The organism is Consotaella aegiceratis, assembly GCF_036541425.1.
GTDB lineage: Bacteria > Pseudomonadota > Alphaproteobacteria > Rhizobiales > Rhizobiaceae > Consotaella > Consotaella aegiceratis.
The window spans coordinates 26610-43128 of sequence record NZ_JAZHFT010000002.1 but is presented as its reverse complement, the minus strand read 5'-3'; the positions used below and the strand labels follow the sequence as shown (position 1 = coordinate 43128).

Annotated in this window: 13 protein-coding genes; 7 read left to right on the top strand and 6 right to left on the bottom strand. The window is 67.6% G+C overall.

Annotated features, from left to right (window positions below; genetic code table 11):
- Positions 1-37: 37 nt before the first annotated feature.
- The 6 genes from SMD10_RS01780 (at position 38) to SMD10_RS01755 (ending at position 5541) form a co-directional block, all read left to right on the top strand.
- Complete coding sequence (locus tag SMD10_RS01780) at positions 38-709, top strand: phosphoribosylanthranilate isomerase (RefSeq protein ID WP_331683927.1); 672 nt, start codon at positions 38-40, stop codon at positions 707-709.
- Positions 706-1926 carry a tryptophan synthase subunit beta gene (trpB, locus tag SMD10_RS01775; protein ID WP_331683926.1) on the top strand — a complete coding sequence of 407 codons (1221 nt, stop codon included), beginning with the start codon at positions 706-708 and terminating at the stop codon, positions 1924-1926. The genes SMD10_RS01780 and trpB overlap by 4 nt, the downstream gene beginning before the upstream one ends.
- A gap of 2 nt (positions 1927-1928) precedes the next feature.
- Complete coding sequence (cutA, locus tag SMD10_RS01770; RefSeq protein ID WP_331683925.1) at positions 1929-2261, top strand: divalent-cation tolerance protein CutA; 333 nt, start codon at positions 1929-1931, stop codon at positions 2259-2261.
- A gap of 39 nt (positions 2262-2300) precedes the next feature.
- Positions 2301-3137 carry a tryptophan synthase subunit alpha gene (gene trpA, locus SMD10_RS01765; RefSeq protein ID WP_331683924.1) on the top strand — a complete coding sequence of 279 codons (837 nt, stop codon included), beginning with the start codon at positions 2301-2303 and terminating at the stop codon, positions 3135-3137.
- A 103-nt stretch (positions 3138-3240) separates the two neighbouring features.
- The gene (gene accD / locus SMD10_RS01760) at positions 3241-4197 is read left to right on the top strand and encodes an acetyl-CoA carboxylase, carboxyltransferase subunit beta (protein WP_331683923.1); all 957 of its coding nucleotides are present in this window, start codon (positions 3241-3243) and stop codon (positions 4195-4197) included.
- Positions 4198-4206: 9 nt separating this feature from the next.
- Complete coding sequence (locus SMD10_RS01755) at positions 4207-5541, top strand: bifunctional folylpolyglutamate synthase/dihydrofolate synthase (RefSeq protein ID WP_331683922.1); 1335 nt, start codon at positions 4207-4209, stop codon at positions 5539-5541.
- A gap of 117 nt (positions 5542-5658) precedes the next feature.
- Here the strand turns inward: SMD10_RS01755 and trxA are convergent, their stop codons facing one another.
- The 5 genes from trxA to SMD10_RS01730 all read right to left on the bottom strand — a co-directional run bounded on the left by trxA (position 5659) and on the right by SMD10_RS01730 (position 14643).
- Positions 5659-5982 (bottom strand): thioredoxin, encoded by a 324-nt coding sequence (gene trxA / locus SMD10_RS01750; protein WP_331683921.1) that lies wholly within the window; start codon positions 5980-5982, stop codon positions 5659-5661.
- Positions 5983-6042: 60 nt separating this feature from the next.
- The gene (gene addA, locus SMD10_RS01745; protein WP_331683920.1) at positions 6043-9645 is read right to left on the bottom strand and encodes a double-strand break repair helicase AddA; all 3603 of its coding nucleotides are present in this window, start codon (positions 9643-9645) and stop codon (positions 6043-6045) included.
- On the bottom strand, positions 9642-12749 hold the full coding sequence (gene addB / locus SMD10_RS01740; RefSeq protein WP_331683919.1) for a double-strand break repair protein AddB: 3108 nt from the start codon (positions 12747-12749) through the stop codon (positions 9642-9644). Before addB ends, addA begins: the two co-directional genes overlap by 4 nt.
- Positions 12750-12846: 97 nt before the next feature.
- The gene (locus tag SMD10_RS01735; RefSeq protein WP_331683918.1) at positions 12847-13737 is read right to left on the bottom strand and encodes an SDR family oxidoreductase; all 891 of its coding nucleotides are present in this window, start codon (positions 13735-13737) and stop codon (positions 12847-12849) included.
- 141 nt (positions 13738-13878) lie between these two features.
- The gene (locus tag SMD10_RS01730; RefSeq protein ID WP_331683917.1) at positions 13879-14643 is read right to left on the bottom strand and encodes an SDR family oxidoreductase; all 765 of its coding nucleotides are present in this window, start codon (positions 14641-14643) and stop codon (positions 13879-13881) included.
- Between the two features lie 103 nt (positions 14644-14746).
- On the opposite strand from SMD10_RS01730, the gene SMD10_RS01725 reads away from it, so the two are divergent.
- Positions 14747-15718: an AraC family transcriptional regulator gene (locus SMD10_RS01725; protein ID WP_331683916.1), complete on the top strand. Its 972-nt coding sequence runs from the start codon at positions 14747-14749 to the stop codon at positions 15716-15718.
- 22 nt (positions 15719-15740) lie between these two features.
- On the opposite strand, the gene SMD10_RS01720 is transcribed toward SMD10_RS01725, so the two are convergent.
- On the bottom strand, positions 15741-16481 hold the full coding sequence (locus SMD10_RS01720) for a nucleotidyltransferase family protein (RefSeq protein WP_331683915.1): 741 nt from the start codon (positions 16479-16481) through the stop codon (positions 15741-15743).
- Positions 16482-16519 lie beyond the last annotated feature (38 nt).

The window sequence follows — 16519 nt, the reverse complement described above, 5'->3', positions numbered from 1 at the left end:
GGTTATCCGAGTTTCAGAGTTGCAGCCCGAGGCGAGAATGACGCTCGACATCAAGACCTGCGGAATGAAGGACGAGGCCGCGATTGCCGCCGCGCTGTCGCGTGGCACCAGCCATATCGGCTTCATCTCCTTCGCCAAGAGCCCGCGGCACCTCGATCTCGATGCGATGGCGGCGTTGCGCCGTGTCGTCGGCGATCGCGCGCTGACCGTCGTCGTCTCCGTCGACCCGGACGACGATTTCCTCGCAGATGTCGCCCGCCGTGTCTCGCCCGACTGGTTGCAGTTCCACGGCCGCGAGGCGCCCGAGCGGGTGGCCGAGGTCAAGGAGCGCTTCGGCTTGCCGGTGATGAAGGCGCTGCCGATCGGCGTCGCCGAAGATGTCGCGGCGGTCGCCGCCTATCAGGGAGTGGCCGACCGGCTGCTTTTGGATGCCAAGAAGCCGAAGGGCTCCGATCTGCCGGGCGGCAACGGCGTGGTCTTCGATTGGCGGCTTCTCGACGCGCTTGACGGACAAACGCGATACATGCTTTCCGGTGGGCTCGATGCCGATAACGTGGCCGATGCCTTGGGCCGTCCGGGCCTTTCGGGTCTCGACGTCTCCTCCGGCCTCGAACGCGCGCCCGGCGTGAAGGACGTCGCCCTGATCCATCGGTTCTTCGATGCGATCGAGGCCGCCGGCGCCCATAGCCAAGAACGGAAAGCTTCGTGAACCAGCCGCTTCCCAACTCCTATCGCACCGGCCCCGATGAAGAGGGCCGCTTCGGCATCTATGGCGGGCGCTTCGTCGCCGAGACGCTGATGCCGCTGATCCTCGACCTGGAGAAGGCCTGGAAGGAGGCGCGGCAGGATCCCGAATTCCAGGGCGAGCTGAAAAGCCTCGCCACGCATTACACCGGCCGTCCCTCGCCGCTCTATTTCGCCGAGCGCCTGTCGACGGAACTCGGCGGCGCCAAGGTCTATTTCAAGCGCGAGGAGCTGAACCACACCGGCTCCCACAAGATCAACAATTGCCTCGGCCAGATCCTGCTCGCCCGAAAGATGGGCAAGACGCGGATCATCGCCGAGACGGGCGCCGGCCAGCACGGCGTGGCGACCGCCACGGTCTGCGCGCGCTTCGGCCTGCCCTGCGTCGTCTTCATGGGCGCGACCGACGTGGAGCGGCAGAAGCCGAACGTGTTCCGCATGCGCCTGCTCGGCGCCGAGGTGCGCCCGGTCACGGCGGGCGCCGGCACGCTCAAGGATGCCATGAACGAGGCGCTGCGCGACTGGGTGACGAATGTCGACTCGACCTATTACCTGATCGGCACAGCCGCCGGCCCGCATCCCTATCCGGCGCTGGTGCGCGACTTCCAGGGCGTCATCGGCCAGGAGACGCGCGAGCAGATGCGGGAGCAGACCGGCAAGCTGCCCTCCGCCGTCGTCGCCTGCGTGGGCGGCGGATCGAACGCCATCGGCATGTTCGACGCCTTCCTGGATGATTCGGAGGTGGCGATCTACGGCGCCGAGGCGGCCGGCTATGGCATGGATGTGGAGAACGGCCATGCCGCGTCGATGAACGGCGGCCGGCCGGGCGTGCTGCACGGCAATCGCACTTATCTGCTGCAGGATGCGGACGGCCAGATCCTCGAGGGGCACTCGATCTCGGCGGGCCTCGACTATCCCGGCGTCGGGCCGCAGCATGCCTGGCTCAAAGACACCGGCCGCGTTACCTATGCGCCGATCACCGACCAGGAGGCGATGGACGCCTTCCATCTGTGCACGCGCACGGAGGGCATCATCCCGGCGCTGGAATCGGCGCATGGCCTCGCCCAGGTGATCAAGCTCGCACCGACGATGGGGCCTGACGAGACCATCGTGCTCTGCCTGTCCGGCCGGGGCGACAAGGACGTCCACACAGTCGCCGCCTCCATGGGGTTGGAGCTCTAGGCATGGCCGAGGTCGACATCGTCGAGATCCATGTCACCTGTCCCACGCTGGAGGATGCGCGCCAGCTCAGCCATGCGTTGCTCGACGCCAGGCTGGTCGCCTGTGTGAACATCGGCGCCGAGGTCGACAGTCGTTATTGGTGGAAGGGCGAGAAGGAGCGTCACGACGAAGTGCCGGTCGCTATCAAGACTCGCGCCGACCGCTTCGACGACGTGGCGGCGGCGATCCGCGAACACCATCCCTACGAGACGCCGGCGATCTTCGGCCATTCCGTGCCCTTCGTCGACGAGTCCACTCGCGCCTGGATTGCCGAAACCTGCGCGCCCGGCGCCTGAGATCCCGCTCCGGTCGTCTGAATTCACTGAAAGCCCGCTATGACAAAACGCATCGAAGAGCGCTTCAAGGCCCTGAAAGCGCAAGGCCGGCCGGCCCTTGTCACCTTCCTGATGGCGGGCGATCCGGACGGCGAGACGGCGCTCGACATCGTGCGCGCGCTGCCCGAGGCGGGCGCCGACCTGATCGAATTGGGCATGCCGTTTTCCGATCCCATGGCAGACGGGCCGGCGATCCAGCAGGCTGGACGCCGCGCTCTGGAAGGCGGCGCCACGCTGAAAAAGACGCTCGACATCGTCGCCCGTTTTCGCGAGAGCGACCGGACGACGCCGATCATCCTGATGGGCTATTTCAATCCGATCTATGTCTATGGCGTCGAGGCCTTCGTCGATGCGGCGTTGCAGGCCGGTGCGGACGGGCTGATCGTCGTCGACCTGCCGCCGGAGATGGACGACGAACTGTGCCTGCCGGCGCTCGCCAAGGGGCTCGCCTTCATTCGCCTGGCCACACCCACCACCGACGATCACCGCTTGCCGGCGGTGCTGAAGAACACCTCGGGCTTCGTCTATTACGTGTCGATCACCGGCATCACCGGCTCGGCCGCGCCGGATGTCGGCAAGGTCGAAGCCGCCGTGTCGCGGATCAAGGGCCATACCGACCTTCCGGTCTGCGTCGGCTTCGGCGTGAGGACGCCCGAGCAGGCGACGGAGATCGGCAGGGCCGCCGATGGCGTGGTGGTCGGTTCGGCACTGGTCTCGGCGATCGCCGGCTCGCTCGACGAAGAGGGGCGAGCGACGGCCCAGACTCGTGATGCGGTGGTGTCGCTGGTTCGGGGGCTGGCCGACGGGGTTCGCGCCGCGCGCCTTGCCGAGGCCTGATCGGAGGCCCAACTAAGGGCACAGACACGCTTTACGAATGGCCATTGCTGACCGGATGCGGTAAGCGCATTCGTTTGGTCCAACTGCCGAACGGGAAACAGCCGTGAACTGGATCACCAACTACGTCCGCCCGAGAATGTCGAGCCTGTTGTCTCGGCGCGAGGTGCCGGAGAACCTGTGGATCAAGTGTCCGGAGACGGGCGAGATGGTGTTCCACAAGGACCTGGAGGCCAATCAGTGGGTGGTGCCGTCCTCCGGCCACCATATGCGGATCGGCGCCAAGGACCGGCTCGCCGCCTTCTTCGACGGGGGCGACTACGAGCTTCTGGAGCAGCCCAAGGTGGCGGCTGATCCGCTGAAGTTTCGCGATGCCAAGCGCTACGTCGACCGGTTGAAGGAATCGCGGGCGAAGACCGAGGTCGAGGACGCGGTGATCGGCGCGCTCGGCACGATCGAAAGCTTGCCGATCGTGGCTGTGGTTCATGAGCCGAACTTCATGAGCGGTTCGCTCGGCACCGCCGCTGGCGAGATGATCGTCGCCAGCTTCCAGAAGGCGATCGAGCTGCATCGGCCGCTGGTGCTGTTTGCCGCGTCGGGTGGCGCGCGCATGCAGGAAGGCATTCTGTCCCTGATGCAGATGGCCCGCACGACGGTCGCCGTCGACATGCTCAAGGAAGCCGGACTTCCCTACGTGGTCGTCTTCACCAATCCGACCACGGGAGGCGTCACCGCGTCCTACGCGATGCTGGGCGACGTCCACATCGCCGAACCGGGCGCGCTCATCGGCTTCGCCGGCCCGCGCGTCATTGAGCAGACGATCCGCGAAAAGCTGCCCGAAGGGTTCCAGCGTTCGGAATATCTCCTCGAGCACGGCATGGTGGACATGGTCGTCCATCGGCACGATCTGAAGACGAAGATCGCCTGCCTGCTCAAGGTGATGACCAAGACGCCGAGCGATCTCGCCCTGAGCGAGCTACGGACCAGCGAGATCAGGGGCGGCGAGCAGTTGATGCTGGCCCATGGGGTCGATGAGACGCGCCAGTCGGAAGCCGCCGAGTAAGGCTCATTGATGACGACAACCAGCTTGGCCAGAGCCGAGATCGAGAATCTTCTGCTGCGGCATCCCAAGGGGTATGATCTTACCCTCGACCGCATCCGCGCCCTGCTGCCGCGGTTGGGCAATCCTCAGCTCAACCTGCCGCCGGTGATCCATGTCGCCGGCACCAACGGCAAAGGCTCGACGCTTGCCTTCCTGCAGGCGATCCTCGAGGCGGACCAGCGAGCGGTGCACGTGCATACCTCGCCGCATCTGGTGGAGTGGCACGAGCGCTATCGGCTTGGGCGTCGTGGTGAGCGCGGGCGCCTGGTCGACGACGCCGAACTGGCGGACGCCATCGCCCGGGCCGAGGCTGCCAATGGCGACGACCCCATCACTGTCTTCGAGATCCTGACCGCCGCCGCCTTTCTCCTGTTCAGCGAGCATCCGGCCGATGCCGCCCTCATCGAGGTCGGGCTCGGCGGGCGGTTCGACGCCACCAACGTCATCGATCGGCCGGCGGCGTCGGTGATCAGCACCATCTCGCTCGACCACCAGCACTATCTGGGCGATCGGGTGGAACTGATCGCGGCCGAGAAGGCCGGCATCATCAAGCCCGGCGTTCCCGCGATCATCGGCCAGCAGCTCGAAGATCCCGCGCTCAACGTGTTGAAGTCGACCGCGGATCGGCTCGGCGCGCCGCTGACGGTGTTCGGCGAGGATTATTTTGCGTTCGAAGAGCATGGCCGCCTCGTCTATCAGGACGAAGCCGGGCTTCTCGATCTGCCGATGCCGCGCCTGCCGGGGCGTCACCAGATCGGCAATGCCGCCGCGGCCATCGCCACCTTGCGCCACTCCGGCTTTCGGCCGAGCGAAGCGGCGATCGAGGCGGCGATGACGACGGCGCGCTGGCCGGGCCGGCTGCAGCGCATCACCTCGGGCTACCTCGCCGCTCTCGCCGTGCCCGGTTCGGAGCTCTGGCTCGACGGTGGCCATAATCCCGGTGCCGGTGCCGTGATCGCCGAGGCGATCGCCGATATGGAGGACAAGGTGCAGCGGCCGCTGTTCCTGATCGTCGGCATGCTGAAGACCAAGGACCCGGTCGGGTTCTTCTCGTCCTTCACCAGCATGGCGCGGCATGTCTTCACCGTGCCGTTGCATACCACCGACGCCGGGTTCGATCCGGACGATCTGGCCGACGCGGCGATCGAAGCCGGGCTCGATGCCGAGCCGTGCGACAGCGTCGAAGAAGCGATCCGACTGGTGTCGACCGGGTGGAGAAGCGATCCCGCCCCCCGCTTCCTGATCTGCGGCTCGCTCTACCTTGTCGGCGAGGTGCTGGCCCAGAGCGGCCTGTCGCCGGACTGATCGCCCCAGGCTGATCGCCCCAGGCTGAACGCCATTGAGCTGCAAGCAATGAAAAGGCCCGCGCCGAACCGGCCGGGCCTTTTGAATATCGACCGAGCGCTGTCGGCTCGTGGATCCTCAGGCGGCGGTAGCGCCCTTGATCCAGCTGACCAGCTTCGACTTCGGCGCGGCACCCACCTGGATCGACGCCGGCTCGCCGTTCTTGAACATCATCAGCGTCGGGATCGAGCGCACGCCGTACTGGGCGGCGATATCGGGATTCTCGTCGATATTGACCTTCACGATCGAAATCGAATCCATCTCGTCGGAGATTTCCTCGAGGCTCGGCGCAATCATCTTGCAGGGTCCGCACCACTCGGCCCAGAAGTCGATGATGACAGGCTTGTCGCTGTCCAGGACGTCGGATTTGAAATTGCTGCTGTCGATCTTCTTCGTGGCCATGGGAGTGGCTCCTTCAAACAGAAAACTTTGCCAGAGAGGTAGAAGGCTGGCGGTGCGAAATCAAGCGCTTGGTCCACTACCATTCCGCGCGGCCTGTGCCCGCCGCTCCAGCGCCGCGTCGAGCGCGCTGTCGTCGATGCCCATCAAACGCGGTGCTTCCGTAAAGATCAAGGCGGACCGCACCGGCCGGCCGGGATAGAGCGGGCGCAGCACCTCGCGATAAAGTGCGAGCTGCAGGACATAGGCCTCGGGCACGGCCTTGGGCGACTCGGGCACCACGCGATTCGTCTTGAAGTCGATGATGAGCACATGATCGGCCGCCACGGCCAGCCGGTCGACGGTGCCGCTGACCGTATAGCGCCGGCCGCCCAGTTCGACGCGGCCCGACAGCGAGACCTCCGCCCGGCTGCCGGACGCGAAGATCGGCGCGAAGGCCGGATCATCGAGGATCGCCAGCACCGAGGCGAGGGCGGTCTCGCGCTGACCCTCGGGCAGCGTTTGCACCACCGTCGCCAGGTAGCGCCGCGCCGCATCCTCGCGCTCGTCACGCGGCAGATCGGGCAGGACCTGCAGAAGCTTGTGGACGATGAGACCGCGGCGGATCGCGAGCGGCGGCTGGCCGGCCTCGCCGAGAACCGGCGAAACGAACCCATCGGCCGGGCGGATCGGTGCATCGTCCTCCGTCTCGATCGGATAGACGGCGCCGGCCGAGGACGGCGTCAGTGGCCGGGTTGGCAGCGGCTCCGGCGGCAGCACCGAGAGCTCCAGCTTGGCCGGCCGCGGCGCTGCCGATGCGGCTGCCGGCGCGAGCTTCTTGCCTACCGGCGCCGTGCCGAATCGCCACGCGGCCACCGCGCCGTCCGCGTCGTGGATTTCCTGGCATTTGGGGCTGAGGCTCGCCCGCACCCGCTGGAGCCAGGACTGCTCGTTCGGTCCGCGGATGCCAGCCGTGCCGCAAATCACCAGGCGGTCGGCGGCGCGCGTCATGCCGACATAGAGCAGGCGGCGATATTCGTCCTCCGCATCGGCGCGCTCCGCGTCCTTCAACGTCGTCACCGGCCCGACGTCCAGCGCCTTGTCGGCCCGCCAGAGGAAACCGGGCGCCTGGCCGGGCACCAGTCCCGGCATGGCCTCCCAGGCCAGCAGCCGGGCACCGTGGGTGTGGGCGAAGGGTGCCGAGCCGGGATCGACCAGAAAGACCACGGGCGCTTCCAGGCCTTTGGAGGCGTGGGTGGTCATGATCCTGACCTCGCCGCGGCCATGCTCCATCTCGCGCTTGATCTCGGGCGGCGCGGCTTCGAGATTGGCCAGAAAGGCGTCGATGCCGGCGTGCGAGGTGCTTTCTTCAGCCAGCGCCAGGTCGAGGAACGCATCGATCACCTCGCCTGCGTCGCGGCCGAGCCGCGCCGTCAGCCGGGCGCGTCCGCCTTCCGGTCCGAGGACGCGGGCGTAGAAGGCGAAGACCCCCTCGTAGCCGGACCGCCCGCGCAGCGTCTCCAGCTTGTCGAAGGCAAAGGCGGCCTTCTCGCGCAGGCCGGCGCGTGCGCCTTCCGGCACGAAGTCCGGCAGGCGGGCTTCGCCATCCGGCCCCGCCAGGCGCCGCAGCGCCAGATAGAGCGCGTCGCGCAACCCTCTGGACAGGGCGAGCGCCATCAGGTCGTCGTCGGAAAACCCGAACAGCGGGCTCTTCAGCACGGCGGCCAGCGACAGGTCGTCCTCGGCGTTGGCGACGGCGCGCCCGAGCGCCATCAGGTCCTGCACCGCGATATGATCGGTGATCACAAGACGGTCGGCCCCGGCGACGCGGATGCCCCGGTCGCGCAAGGCCTTGCCCATGGCATCGACGAAGGCGGAGCGCTTGCGCACCAGGATCAGAACGTCGCCGGGCGTGATCGGGCGCGTCTCGCCTTTCACCGTAATCGGATCGCCCAGCCATTGGTCGATCCGCTCGGCGATGTGGCGCGCCAGAACGTTGGCCGGAGCGCTGTCGGGCTGGAAGTCGAGCGGCTTTAGCCAGTCCTCGGATTCGATCGCGGCCACGGCCTGGACCTCGGGCCAGACCTCCACCAATCCGGGCTCTGCGCGCGCGGACGCATGACTTGGCGCCTCGCCGGTGGACGACAGGCCCTTGCGGTTGTCCGGATCCTCGAACACCGCATCGACGGCGGCCAGTACATCCGATGCCGAGCGGAAGGATTGATGCAGCTCGATGCGCTGAAAGGCCTGGCCGCTTTCCTCGGCGCGTTCGCCGATGCGCCGGCGCTCTTCGGCGAACATCAGGGGCGAGGCGCCTTGGAACGAATAGATCGACTGCTTTTCGTCGCCTACGGCGAAGACCGTGCGCGTGCCGTCGCGGGCGCTCTCGCCGGTGAAGAACTCCTCGACCAGCGAGCGCACGACCTGCCACTGCCGGGCGCTGGTGTCCTGGGCCTCGTCGATGAGGATGTGGTCGAGCCCCTTGTCCAGCTTGTAGTGCACCCAGTCGGCAGCCTCCGAGCGCGCCAGGAGATCGGCGGTGCGGGCGATGAGATCCTCGAAGTCGAGGCGCCCCCGGCGGCGCTTCAGCGTGCCGTAGTCGCGCTCCAGCCGGTCGGCAATGACGAGCGCGGCGGCGCTGGCGCGAAAGAGACGCAACGTCGCCAGTCTCTCGCGGATTTCGAGCAGGTGCGCGGTCGCCTGCTCGAAGCGGTCGGCGAAATCCTCGTGGAAGGTCGAGACCGCCTTGGTAGCAAGGCTGCCGAGCTTGTAGGGCTCGCCGTCCTTCTTGATGAGAAGAGCCGTCAGCGCGTCGTAGCGGGCATGAGGATCGGTCGCCGCCCTATAGGCGGACAGCTTTTCCAGGAGCCTCTGGTCGGTGACCTTGCTGCTCGTCGCGGCCACCTGGCTCAGGCTCTCGCAGAACGCGTCGTCGAGGCCGGCCGGCGGACAGGCGTCGGAAATGATCGTCTCCTCGCTGTCGGCGTCGCCGATCTCCAGCGCCTCGCGCAACAGGCGGGTCGCGCCATCCAGCCCGCCGGCTTGCTCGACATGGCGCCGCAGCCGGTCGCGCTTGGCGACGATCTCCGAGATCAGCCGGTCGAGCCCGAATTCGCCGCCGAAGGCGAGCGCATCGGCGAAGGCCTCCGCCAGCGCTCGTCGATCCACGCCGCCGCCGGTGGTGCCGGCGATCAGCATGCGCCGGGCCTCGGCGATCAGCAGGGCGCTCTCGGCGCTTTCCATCACCTCGAAATGGCCGGGCACGCCGGCTTCGAGCGGAAACTGGTGCAGGATCGCCTCGCAAAAGGCGTGGATCGTCTGGATCTTGAGGCCACCCGGCGTTTCCAGCGCCTGGGCGAACAGACGGCGCGCCTCCGCCAGCCGGGCAGCGCCCGGCGGCCGCCCATCGAGCCGGCCGATCTCGCCGGCAAGCGAGGCTTCGTCCGTCGTCGCCCACTTCGATAGCCGGTTGAAGACGCGCGTGGACATCTCGGCCGCAGCTGCCTTGGTATAGGTCAGGCAGAGGATGCGCGCGGGCTCGGCGCCCGAAAGCAGCAGCCGCACCACGCGCTCGGTCAGAACATGGGTCTTGCCCGAGCCGGCATTGGCCGAGACGAACACCGACAGCCTCGGATCGGAGGCCGTGCCCTGCGCCTGCCGCGTCGCGGCGGAAATCGACAGGCTCATTCGCCCTCTCCGCCGCGCTCGTCGCCCACCGACCATTCGCGCGCCCGCGCCAGATGATCGTAGTCGCCGGAGAAGTCGCCGGCGAGGAACGGCCGTGTCCGCGAGACGTAGGGCCGCTTGGGATCGCGATAGGCGGCGGCGAGCCCTCGCAGCTTCTCCAGCGCTGCCTCGCTCAGATCGTCGGCGGTGGTGACCTCGCCGGTCTTCTTGTCCTGATGCGACAGGCGCTCCTCGTAGAAGTCACGCTCGCGTAGCCGCACATAGAGAAGATCGGCGACCGAGGCCGGGGCCTCGTTCAGCCCGTCGAACTGGCCGAGTTTCGCCATGGCGCCTTCCAGCGGCAGCTGCGGGGCGAGCAGGGTGCGCGCCTGCTTCACCGACGGGCTGGTGCCGGTCTTGTAGTCGATGATCTCGACGCCGCCGCCGGTCGTCACATCGATGCGGTCGGCAAAGCCGGTGAGCGTCAGGCCGACGTCAGGCAACTCCATCTTGCCGCGGCATTCCGGGTGGCGGGCGGCGATGTTCGGGTCGCGGCTGCGTTCCCATTCGACGAAGCGGCGCGCCAGCGTTTCCATGCGTGGCCACCACACGGCTTCGATTTCCGGCGGCAGATCCTCGGTCAGAAACTCTTCGCGCGCGATCGCCAGCAGGCGGGCCTCGGCTTCGGCGTCGGCGGGCTCCAGCGGCGCTTCGGCAAAGCGGGCGAGGACGCGGTGGTACAGGCTGCCGCGATCGGCCGCGCCGGGGTCGCGCAGCAGCGGCGGCAAGGCCTCGAGCCTCATGATCCGGCGCGCGTGAACCGCATAGGGATCGCGCACCAGGGTCTCCACCTCGGTCACCGAAAGCTGGCTCGGGCGACGTGCCAGCGGCGGGCGCGGGGCGGGGGGCTCGATGCGCGGCTCGTCGGGGCGACTGTCCAAGTCGCGGGCATGGGCCAGATAGACCTCGCCATCGGCCCGGAGGCGCGCGCCGCCCTCGGTGCCGGCCACCGTCAAAATGCGCTGCAGCCAGCGCGAGGCGATCGCCGGCGCGCCGCCGGCACGCATGGCGCGGCTCATCACCACGCGCTCGCTGCCGAGCGCCATGGTGAAATCGTGGGCGGCGAGACCGATCCGCCGCTCCGGCGGGTCGAGCAGCAGATCGGCCCGCATCACGCGCGACAGGAAGGCGTCGTTGCGCGCGGCCGCGGGCCATGTGCCCTCGTTGAGGCCGCCGAGTACCACCGTGTCGACCCGCTGCAGCCGCGCCTCCAGCGCGCCCCAGACGAAGACGCGGGCCGACAGACCGCCACGCGGGCGCACCGTCCTGCCACTCATCAGCGCGGCGAGCACGTCCGGCAGCTCCGCCGGCTCGAAGGCGAAGCCGGTCGAAGGGGCGCGCACCAGATCGGAGAGGAAGGAGGCGAGGCCGCTGCCGGCTTCTTCGGCATAAAGATTGGAGGCGTCGCCGTCCGGGTCGCGGCACAGGGCTTCCAGCGCCCGACATGCAGCGGTGGCGAACGCGGCAATCTCGTCTGGGGCATGGGCGCGCAGCTCGGTCAGCGGCGCCAGGGCCTCCTCCAGGCGTTCGGCGACGAGCGCGGCCAGATCGCGGTCCTCGTCGGCGATCAGTTCCACTGGCCGCGGCATTCGCTCTTCGCCGGCCTCGTTCGCGGCCCGGCGCTTCTTGTAGAGCTTGGCCAGGCCGACCACGTCTGCGACACCCGAGCCACCGCGCAGCGCCATCATCTCCAGGGTTCGCGCGGCCCGGCGCGCCGCGTCCGCCGTCAGGCCGAAGCGGGCGAGCGGGTGCTTGATCAGCGCCAGCAGCGGCACCGGGTCGCCGGGCCGCAGCGCCACTTCGGCGGCGAGCCGGAGCAGGGTGCCGGGCGGCGTCGCGGCGAGCGGCCGCCCGGCCGAGTCGTTGGCCGCGATGCCGAAGCGGGCGAGTTCCGCCACGACGCGCCGCGCCAGGTTGCGGTCAGGGGTCACCAGCGCGGCCGTCGCATCGGGTGTGATCAGCGCCGCGCGCATCGCGCAGGCGACGGCAAGCGCCTCTTCGCGCTCGTCGGCCGCCTCGATCAGGGCGAGCCCGTCGAGGGCGGCGGGGTCGAAACTCCTGGTTTCGGCCCAGACATGCGTGGTCTCGGCAGGCCGCAGAGCATTGGAGACGAAGCGCTCGCGCTCGCGCCGGCCGTCTGTCAAATCGTGCGAAAGCGGCTCGACCATGTCGCGCGTCACGCCGATCCCGGCGAGAATGCGCTTCAATCCGTACTGCGGATGGCCCGGCGCCGCGATGGAGCGGGCGACATCGATCGCGGCGAAACTTGCCTCGTCGAGATCGCGATCGAGCCCGGGCAGCACCACGGCGCCTTGCGGCAGGTTGGCGACCGCACGGAGAAAGGCGATGGTGGCCGGCGCCGTCGCGGTCGTCCCGGCGACGATCGTCGGGCCTGCCGAGCCTTCTTCCGACAGTCGTTCGGCTTCTCGGTGCAGCCAGAGGTTCCGCTGCCGGGCCGGGTCGATCAGGCCGCGCTCGGCCAGAACGGACGGCCAATGCTCGGTGAGGATCTTGAGAAAGGTCAGGGTGAGCTGCCACCAATGCGCCAGGCGATCCGGCGCTAATTCGGCAAACCCGGCCATGTCGGCGGCCTGGTCCTCCACCTGGTCGAGCAGGCTGGCAAGGTCGCCCGCCAGCCAGAGCGCATCGGCCGAGGAGGCCGGCAGGTGCACGTCATCGCCCGCCAGCATCCGCAGCGTCTCGGTCGAGATCTGTTCCTTCCAGAGGCGCACGAGGCGGGCGATCAGCAATCGCCGTTCGAGGGGATCCATGGTCGCGGTGAGATCGCCTATCCCGTCCGAGGGCTCGAACAGGGCGCTGTCGTCGATTTCGCCCAAGGGCCGGATGGCGGGCAGGATCGCGGCCTCGCCGCCGAGCGCTGCGGCGAATTCCGCCGCCAGGGCGCGCGCCGCACGACGCGTCGGCACATAGATGCTGACGTCGGCCAGCGCCAGGGGATCGTCCGTATGGCGGAACCCCTTAACGATGCGGCCCGCCAGTACGGCCTCGGCCAGCGTCTTGAGGAACGGGACTCCGGGGGGAATCGAAATGACCGATGGGCGCATAGGACGAATCTACCGCGCCGGGCGGGCGAGCACACCCGTCCGGCGCGAAAACACACAGGCTTTCCGAGCGCTCGGTCGTGATCGCTCGACGGCCCGATCAGCGTTCGAAATAGCTCGGCCGGTCGAGATCGGCGATCAGTCCCGGCTGCGTCGGCTGCCAACCCAGTTGCTGGCGCGTCCACTCGCTGGAGGCGGGAATGTTCATGGACGCGAAATGGGTGAACCAGCCAAAATGCTCGCCCGCCTCTTCGGGCGTCTTGCTGACCACCGGCAGGTTCAGCCGGCGCCCGATGACTTCGGCGATGTCGCGAAACGGCAGACCTTCCTCGGCGACGGCATGGTAGCGGGTGCCGGGCGTCCCCTTTTCGAGCGCGAGCCGGAAAAGCGGAGCCGCGTCGAGCCGATGCACGGCCGGCCAGAGGTTCTGGCCGTCGCCGATATAGGCCGAGGCGCCCTTCTGGCGCGCGATGTTGATCAGGAGCGGCACGAAGCCGTGGTCGCCGTCGCCGTGGACGGAGGGCGCCAGCCGGATCAGTGCGGTGCGGACGCCCTGCTCGGCAACCCGGTCGGTGGCTTCCTCCGATACGCGTGGATTAGGGGTATTGGGATCGCGCCGGACGTCCTCCGTGAGAAGGCCGTTGCCTCTCAGGACGCCGATCCCGGACGTGACGATCAGCGGCCGGCCGGAGCCCGCCAAGGCCGAGCCAAGAGCCTGGATGGCGCGCTCGTCCAGAGCGCAATTCTCCACGAACTTCGAGAAATCGTGGTTGAAGGCGGTATGGATGACACCGTCGGCATCGGCGGCGCCGCTACGCAGGCTCTCCAGGTCTTCGAGATCGCCCCGATGGACCTCGGCGCCCGTGGCCTTGAGCGCTTCGGCGGAGGCGTTGGAACGGGCGAGCCCGAGCACCTGATGGCCGGACGCAATGAGATCCTGGATGACGGCAGAGCCGACAAAGCCCGAGGCGCCGGTGACAAAAATGCGCATGGCACTTCTCCTCGTGTGATGATGGTTGGCGGGGCCGCCGGTGCGGCCGCTCGTGACGTCGATTTATGACGCCTTCCGGATACGAACCATGTTCGAAAATCCGTAGTTTTTTGGCGATCGTCCAATCGGCGGTGGTGTCGATCAATGGCTGTTGGGGCCGTTGAGGAGGGCGAAGGCCTCTTCGTAGGTGCCGGTCCTCTCGGCATGGCGCAGCGCCTTGACCCGCTCAACGAGAATCTCGCCCTGCGGCGTGCTTTTCGTCTCGAGGATCTGCATGACCTCGGCGATATAGCCGGCCAGCGGCATGGCATGAGGATCGCTCGCCTGGCCGGGTCCGAGCAATTCGGTCTGCACATAGGGCGGCGCGAGTTCGAGAACCTCGATGGCGGTTCCCGCAAGCTGCATCCTCAGCGACTGCAGCCAGGAATGCAGGAAGGCCTTGCTGGCGCAATAGGTCGGATAGCCGGTCTGCGGAACGAAGGCGAGACCGGACGAGGTCGTGACGATGGTCGCGCTCGGCTGCCGTTTGAGAATCGGCAAAAGGCTTGCGGTCAGATGCAGGACGCCCAGAATGTTGGTCTGGACGATCGCGCGCGGCACCGCGAGATCGGTATCGTCGCCTGCGATGTCTTCGGCCCGGGAAATTCCGGCATTGTTGATCAGCACATTGAGGTCCGGAACCTCCTCACGAATGCGAGTGGCGAAGGCGTCGATGCAGGACGGTTCGGTGACATCGAGTGCGATCCCGCGCATACCGGGACGGGCCGCGATGATGTCGTCGAGAAGATTCTGACGCCGGCCGGCGATGACGACCCGATTGCCGAGATCGTGGAAGGCTTCGGCCAGCGCGCGTCCGATGCCGCTGGTGCCGCCGGTGATGAGAATTGTGTTGCCGGTGAGGTGCATGGGAAGGCCCTGAAGCTGAGATCGGAGCCTAGGTAGTCGCTTGTCGGGATACGATCCATGCTATAGCGTCCATGAATTCTTCGCGATCGTCCGGACTGGGGTGATGGATCCGCTTTCAGATCTTTTGTCGCTGCTCAAACCGCAAAACTACATGTCGGCCGGCTTCGACGCCGGCGGCGATTGGGCAATCCAATTTTCCGACCAGCAGAACAGCATCAAGACCGGCGCCGTGATCGCGGGCTCCTGCTGGCTCGCGGTCGAGGGCGTGGCCGAACCGGTGCGGCTGGAGGAGGGCGATTGCTTCGTGCTGCCGCTCGGCCGGCCGTTCCGTCTGGCGACCGATCTGGCGCTGCCCGCGACTGCAGCCTCGAACGTCTTTTCCGTCGCGCGCCAGGGCGGCATCGTCACGTACAATGGCGGCGGCGACTGCTTCCTGGTCTCCAATCGTTTTGCGCTCGCCGGTGATCCGGCCGGCCGGCTGCTCGAGATGCTGCCGCCGATCGTTCATATCCGCCGCGGCACCCATCAGTCCTCGCTCCGCTGGTCGATGGAGCGGATGATGCAGGAACTGCGTGCGGTCCAGCCCGGTGGTTTCCTCATCCTTCAGCATCTGGCCCATACGATGCTGATCGAGGTTCTGAGACTGCATTTGGCGGATGAGCCGACCGGCAACGGCTTGCTGGCCGCGCTCGCGGACCGGCAGATGAACGCGGCGATCAGTGCGATGCACGGCGATCCGGCGCATCACTGGACGCTTCAGGAACTGGCGGCGCAGATCGGCAAGTCGCGCTCGGCCTTCGCCCAGCGCTTCAAGCAGACCGTCGGAATGGCGCCAATGGAATATCTGACCCAGTGGCGGATGCTTCTGGCCGGCGACCGGCTGGCGGGCGCGCGCGAACCGGTCTCGTCGATCGCCTTGTCGCTCGGCTATGAATCCGAGAGCGCCTTCTCGACCGCCTTCAAGCGCGTCATGGGCCAGCCGCCCCGGCAATATGCGCGTGGCCGGAGCGCCAGGCCGAGGCCTGAGCCCGGCGACCGAACCCAGCCTAGCCGGGTGCTCTCCGCCGCCGAATGAGCGGCGGCCGGTCGGCGCCTCTTCAGGCGGTGCTGGCGACGAGGCGGGCCTCGGCCCGTTCCACCGCCTCGGGTGTGCCGACGGTCATCCACAGCCCATCGAGGCGGGCGCCGAACAGTCGACCCGTCTGGATCGCCTGGTTGAACACGCGATTCAGCGAAAACGGCACCGGCTCCATGTCGGCGAAGACCTCCGGCTTGATGATCGCCGCTCCGGCATAGATGAACGGCGACATGTCGCGCTCCGGCACCCGCGCCAGCCGTCCTTCGACATCCATGGCAAAGTCGCCGCGCCCTTCGTAGCCGGTGGCCTGCGCCATGTCGGCAATGAGCAGCAGGATGTCCATGCGCTCGGGATTCCAAAGATCGGTCATCAGATCGAGATTGTCGCGATAGCCGTCCACCCAGAAGGTATCCCCGTTGAGCACGAAGAACGGGTCGCTGCCCAGTTCGGGCAGGGCCTTGACGACGGCGCCGCCGGTGTCGAGCAGGCGCTTGCGCTCGTCCGACACGACGACCTCCAGATCCTTGCGCTTCCTGAGATGCGCCTGCATCAGGTCGGCCAGATAGTGGACATTGACCACGACCTTGCCGATCCGGTTGCGCGCCAAGGTGTCGAGACCGTAGTCGATGAGCGCCTTGCCGCGCACCTCGACCAGGGGTTTCGGGATGGTGGAGGTGATCGGCCGCATCCGCTTGCCCAGCCCCGCCGCCAGGATCATCGCCGCCGAAGGCCGAAATTTATCGTGCTGCTCGTCCGTCATCTGGTCGATCCGTGAGGTGCTGGCGCATTGTCGGTCGT